Consider the following 5,574-nt stretch of genomic DNA (forward strand, 5'->3'; position numbering starts at 1 on the left):
TGCGGCGCACGTCGGGACTGCCGGTGGCCTTCGGCGGTCTGGTCGAGACGGGCGGCCGGCAGATCCGGATCCGTGAGATGACCGGCACCGCGACGACCGCGCTGCGCGCCCTCGCCGTGTCGTCGGGCAACGGCCTCGGCGGCAAGGCCATCGCCCTGACCCGCCCCTGCGCGGTCACCGACTACAGCTCGTCACGGCACATCAGCCACGAGTACGACGTGGCGGTCGAGACGGAGGGCCTGCGGTCAGTACTCGCCGTTCCGGTGGTCGTACGGCGCCGGGTGCGGGGGGTCGTGTACGGGGCGTTGCGCGCGGCCCAGCCGCTCGGCGACCGGACGCTGGGGCTCGCGGTCGCCGCGGCGCGCGATGTGGAGCAGGCCCTCGTCGTACGGGACGAGGCGCGGGCGCTGCTGGCCGCGGCGCGGGAGCCGGCCGGGGGTTCCGCCGCGTGGGAACGGGTCCGCGAGGCCCACGCGGCGCTGCGGGCGCTGGCCCCGCGCATCGGGGACCCGGCCCTGCGAGCGGAACTCCTCGCGGCGTGCGCACGCCTCGCCCCGGCTCCCGTACGGGTGTCGGCGCCGGTCGCCGCGCTGGCTCCCCGGGAGATCGACGTCCTGACATGGGTCGCGTCCGGCGCGACGAATACGGCGATCGCCGACCGTCTGGGCCTCCGCCCGGAGACGGTGAAGTCGTATCTGCGCTCAGCGATGCGGAAGTTGGGGGTGCGGACGAGGGGGGAGGCGGTGGTGGCGGCGCGGAGGGTGGGGGTGTTGCCTTGACTGTGCCGTGGCGATGCCGTGTCGGTGCCCTGGCCTGACCGGTACTTGCCCTGCCGGGCGGGCCTTGGCCTCCGGCCGGGGTGGGGTGGGGGTGGGGTGCGGTGGGGGGCGGCTTGGCACCGCTGGGATGCGTCGTGGGGGTGGGGGGGGGGCTCGCCGTCGCGGCGGGAATCAAGCGCCCCCAGGCGGGCACGGCCCGGCCTTCGGCGGTGGGGGGTGCGGGACCGGTTGGCACCGCCAGGGATGCGTCGTGGAGGTGCTCACCGTCGTAGCGGGAATCAAGCACCTGGCGGGCGCGGCCTGGCTTTCGGCCTCGCACGCCCCTGGCGGAGCGGGCTTGGGCCCTCTTGCTTCCGGCTTCCGGTACCCGATCCCCGACGCCGCATCCCCGACCGTCCCCCCGTCTCCCCCATCCCCGAAGGGTTGTCGGTGGGGGCTGGTTCAATGTGGGGAGATTCTGTTGGGGGTGGTGGGATTGGTGTCCGGTGAGCGGGTTTTCGGCTTTGCGTTGATGTCGCTGTTGGTGATCGTGATTCCGGGGCCGAGTGTCCTGTTCGTGATCGGGCGTGCCCTCGCGCACGGGCGGCGGACCGCGGTGGCCACCGCGCTCGGCAATGTGGTCGGCTCGTACGCCCTGGTCGTGGCGGTCGCCCTCGGTGTCGGCTCCCTGGTCGAGCGGTCCGCGACCGTGTTCCTCGCGGTGAAGCTGGCGGGCGCCGCCTATCTGGTGTTCCTGGGCGTGCAGGCGTTCCGGCACCGGAAGGACTTGAAGGCGGCGGCGATGGAGGCGGGCCCGGTGCCCGAGGCCGCGCGCGGCGATGTGCGGACCGTCCTCGACGGCGCGTTCGTCGGGCTGACCAACCCGAAGGGCATCGTGTTCTTCGCCGCCGTACTCCCCCAGTTCGTGGACCACGGCGCCGGTCATGTACCGGCCCAGATGCTGTTGCTCGGGCTCATACCGATCGGCATCGGACTCGTCACGGACACCCTGTGGGGGCTGACCGCGTCGGCGGCGCGAAGCTGGTTCGCCCGGTCGGACCGACGACTGTCGGCGATCGGCGGGGCGGGCGGGTTCGCGATGATCGGGCTGGGGGTGACGGTGGCGGCGACGGGGCGGGGGGAGTGAGCGGTCGAACCGTGGCGGTCGGGAAGACGCACGGACTGAGCGGCAGAACCCTGGCGGTCGGGAAGACGCGGGTGGCCGCCCGAAAGGGCGGGCGGGTGGGGAGTGCCGGTGCGTGACGATCGGGATGGGGGTGTCCGTGACGGTCGGGAAGACGCCGGTGGCCGCCCGAAAGGGCGGGCGGGTGGGGAGTGCCGGTGCCCGACGATCGGGGCGAGTGGGAAGTGCCGGTGCGTCAGACGGGTCCACCGAGCGGAGCGCTGAGGCGGGGGCGCCAAGGATGCCCGGCACCGTACGCCTCGCCGAGGGCGTCCGCCAGCCAGTTCCGTTGCACCGGATCCAGCAGCGGCAGCACGGCGGCGAAGTCGAGTTCGTCCTTGGGGCGCGGCGCCTCGGCCTTGTAGTAGAGCTGGACCTCGGGTGCCAGGTAGGGAACGCCGTCGGCGCTACGTACCCCGAGCCCGGAGACCCCCCGCCGCACACCCTCGCACCGCCGCGACACCCATTCGTCGCCGTCGGACTCGTCCAGCATGACCTGGATCCGCCAGGGTTCACCCGGCCCCGGCCGGCACCAGATGTCGTGTACGCCGCACGGCAGCGCCTCGCCCCGGCGCCAGGGCCGGAGCATGCCGGGCGGATCGGCGGCCCACCACTCCCACGCCGGCAGGACATCCTGCGCGGTGAGCTGATCGCGCCGCAGCAGCAGGACGTCGATGTCGCCGTGATCCCGGATGCGACGGCCGACGGCCAGTTCGACGGCGTACCCGCCCGCGATCCACCACGGAACCCGCGCCACCGCGAACAGGGCGGCCACATCGGACAGTTGGGCGGGCTCCCAGGGACCCCACGGAGTGACGGTGCGCGTCATGACGTCATGGTGCCCCGTACGGAGGGACCCGCGCCCACGACTGCCCCGAACCGGATGTCGTACGCCGTCGCGGCGCCCGCCGGTCCGTTCGGCAGTACGTCCAGCAGCCGCGCGGCCTCCTCCGTCACGGCGTCCCGCACCGCCCGGCCGAGTGGTCGGAACTCCTCCACGGTGAGTACCGCCCGCCCGTCGCGCCGCTCCTCCAACTGCCACACGCCCGCCACGAATCCGTCGACGAGGAGGACGCGGTACGCCTGGTTGCCCCGCCAGGTCCGGCCCTTGAAGGCGTCGGGGACGAATCGGGACCGGTCGGCGTGGGAGAGCAGCAGGTTGTCGAACTCGGGCAGCAGGCGCGGCGGCGCCCCGGTGTCGGGGTCCGGGCGGGGCGCGTCCGGCAGGTCGAACAGTTCGACACCGTTCTCATCGCGGAACGTCAGCAGCTCGGACCGCAACCGTTCGAAGGCGTCCCGCAGCCGGGTCACGCCGGCCCAGGTCTGCATGTCCTTCACGGAAGCGGGCCCGAACGCGGCGAGGTAGCGGCGTACGACGTCCTCGGCCGGCGGCGCGGGCAGCGCGGGGCGGTCCAGCCACCGTTCTGCGGTGGTGAGCGTGACCTGTCCGCTCTCCCGCCACAGGCCGCGCGGGGTGACCTGCACGAGGGGCAGCAGACAGCGCGCGGCGACGGACAGGGCCCCCGGTTCGGCGTCCGGCCAGTGCGCGAGCAGCGCCTCCCGCAGTTGCTTCATCGTGCGGGGCTCCTCCTCGACCAGCTCACGGCTGATCCTGGCCAGCAGGTCGAGGTCGACTCCGCCGAGCCCGGAGCGGAAGGACGCGATCTCCCGTTCACGCGCGGGCTGCACGAACGGCCGCAGCCGCAGGGCGTCATCGGCGGTGTGCGTGTGGATGGTCGACCTCATGGTGACCATCCGTACGACCTCGCGGTCCCGCATCAGCGTGGACAGATCCCCGGGCGCGAACCCGTCTAGGCGGGCGGCGAGCGCGTAGTACGGCGGCTTCACGTTCTGTGCCTGGAGCCCCACGAGGTGGTCGACGGCGTCCCGCGCGGAGAGGGAGGCGCGGCGGAGCAGATGCTGCCGGGCGAGGGTGGCGCGGCCGAGGGCGCGGGGGCCGAGGACCGGGGCCGGGGCCGGCGTGCGCTGCGTACGCGGATTCGTACGGGGCGTCCTTGGGGTCATGCCCCGCACGCTAACGCTCCTTGCGGACACCTGCTGTCCGCATCCCTGTCCGCATCCCCCACCCGCATCCCGGCCCGGGTCCTGCGGCCATCGGGACATTTGGGCCGTATATCCTGCCCGAGGCCGGGGACACGGACCGGCGACACGGGTGACACGGGCGACACGGGAGGCGTCGGGGATGCCGGAGCGAAGGCGGTACGCGTGGACGCGGCGCCCGACGCCCGTACCCACGACCCCACCGGCCCCCGCCGCACCCCGCGCCGACGACCCGCCCGCGCCCCCGGCGGAACCCCGCAGCGTCGTGGAGGCGGCCCTGTACCGCAACGGCGTCCGGGTCTCGTCGCCGACGACGCTCGCGGAGACCTACCGCGAGCTGCGCGACCAGCCCGACGGGATGGCGTGGATCGGTCTCGCCCGCCCGACCGAGGCGGAACTCCATTCGCTGGCCGCCGAGTTCGACCTTCATCCGCTGGCGGTGGAGGACGCGATGGAGGCGCATCAGCGGCCGAAGCTGGAACGGTACGGCGAGACGCTGTTCGTGGTCCTGCGCGCGGCCCGCTATCTCGACGCGCAGGAGGAGGTCGACTTCGGCGAACTGCACGTCTTCGTCGGCCCCGACTTCGTGATCACCGTACGACACGGCGCCGCACCCGATCTGTCGGCGGTGCGCCACCGCATGGAGGACTCGCCCGACCTCCTGAAACTGGGCCCGGAGGCGGTGCTGTACGCGATCCTCGACGCGGCCGTCGACGGGTACGCGCCCGTGGTCGCCGGCGTCCAGAACGACATCGACGAGATCGAGACCGAGGTGTTCCGGGGCGACCCCGCGGTGTCCCGTCGTATCTACGAACTCTCCCGCGAAATGGTCGAGTTCCAGCGCGCCACCCGCCCGCTGGTGGGAATGCTGCACGCGCTGATGGCCGGGTTCGCGAAGTACGGCACGGACGAGGAACTCCAGCGCAACCTCCGGGACGTGGCGGACCACGTCACCCACACCAGCGAGCGCGTCGACGGCTTCCGCCAGGCGCTCCAGGACATCCTCACGGTCAACGCGACGCTGGTCACCCAGCAACAAAACGCGGAAATGCGGGCGTTGGCGGAGGCAGGCTTCGAACAGAACGAGGAGATCAAAAAAATCTCCTCCTGGGCGGCCATCCTCTTTGCTCCGACGCTGGTCGGCACGATCTACGGCATGAACTTCGACCGCATGCCGGAGTTGCAGTGGGTGTTCGGATACCCCTTCGCTTTGGTACTTATGGCGGTTGTCTGTACCAGTTTGTACTTCATCTTCAAGCGCCGCGACTGGCTCTGAGTAGTCGGCACACAAGCGCCGACACACCAATGTCAGCGGCGCAATCACGGCCGGCACAGGCACCGTTCAAGCCGCTGGGGAGAATCTGGGGAGAATGAAACGTGCCCCGCTTCGGCCGGCCTCCCCCCATCGCGAGGCCCCTGCCTGGATCGCTCCCTCCGCACCATGGGCCACCCGGAGCGTTGGTCGACACGGAGAGTAAGAGCGTCCGCCAGTAGGCGTTGAGCCGGGCTATCGGATGCGGGGGCTGCGCGGGCGGTTGTCCCAGCGGTGGGTGTACCAGGCCCGTCGGATCA

5 protein-coding genes are annotated in these 5,574 nt (G+C 72.2%); 3 read left to right on the forward strand and 2 right to left on the reverse strand.

Features of this window, described 5'->3' with window-relative positions:
• The coding region (locus ACIQNU_RS38480; protein WP_401375700.1) for a response regulator transcription factor at positions 1-779 on the forward strand (779 nt) is incomplete at its 5' end.
• Positions 780-1,290: 511 nt separating this feature from the next.
• Positions 1,291-1,905, forward strand: a complete 615-nt coding sequence (locus tag ACIQNU_RS38485; RefSeq protein WP_401375703.1) for a LysE family translocator — start codon at positions 1,291-1,293, stop codon at positions 1,903-1,905.
• A 232-nt stretch (positions 1,906-2,137) separates the two neighbouring features.
• On the opposite strand, the gene ACIQNU_RS38490 is transcribed toward ACIQNU_RS38485, so the two are convergent.
• Complete coding sequence (locus ACIQNU_RS38490; RefSeq protein WP_401375707.1) at positions 2,138-2,770, reverse strand: nucleotidyltransferase domain-containing protein; 633 nt, start codon at positions 2,768-2,770, stop codon at positions 2,138-2,140.
• The gene (locus ACIQNU_RS38495) at positions 2,767-3,966 is read right to left on the reverse strand and encodes a winged helix DNA-binding domain-containing protein (protein WP_401375710.1); all 1,200 of its coding nucleotides are present in this window, start codon (positions 3,964-3,966) and stop codon (positions 2,767-2,769) included. Before ACIQNU_RS38495 ends, ACIQNU_RS38490 begins: the two co-directional genes overlap by 4 nt.
• A 178-nt stretch (positions 3,967-4,144) precedes the next feature.
• Between ACIQNU_RS38495 and ACIQNU_RS38500 the strand changes: the two genes are divergently transcribed.
• Positions 4,145-5,278: a magnesium and cobalt transport protein CorA gene (locus ACIQNU_RS38500; RefSeq protein ID WP_401375713.1), complete on the forward strand. Its 1,134-nt coding sequence runs from the start codon at positions 4,145-4,147 to the stop codon at positions 5,276-5,278.
• The last annotated feature ends 296 nt before the right edge of the window (positions 5,279-5,574 follow it).

This window comes from Streptomyces sp. NPDC091292 (assembly GCF_044757265.1).
Classification (GTDB): Bacteria; Actinomycetota; Actinomycetes; order Streptomycetales; family Streptomycetaceae; genus Streptomyces.

Coding starts and splice junctions, on each gene's coding strand:
- ACIQNU_RS38500 (WP_401375713.1), top strand. CDS start 4,145: ATGCCGGAGCGAAGGCGGTACGCGTGGACGCGGCGCCCGACGCCCGTA.
- ACIQNU_RS38490 (WP_401375707.1), bottom strand. CDS start 2,770: ATGACGCGCACCGTCACTCCGTGGGGTCCCTGGGAGCCCGCCCAACTG.
- ACIQNU_RS38485 (WP_401375703.1), top strand. CDS start 1,291: ATGTCGCTGTTGGTGATCGTGATTCCGGGGCCGAGTGTCCTGTTCGTG.
- ACIQNU_RS38495 (WP_401375710.1), bottom strand. CDS start 3,966: ATGACCCCAAGGACGCCCCGTACGAATCCGCGTACGCAGCGCACGCCG.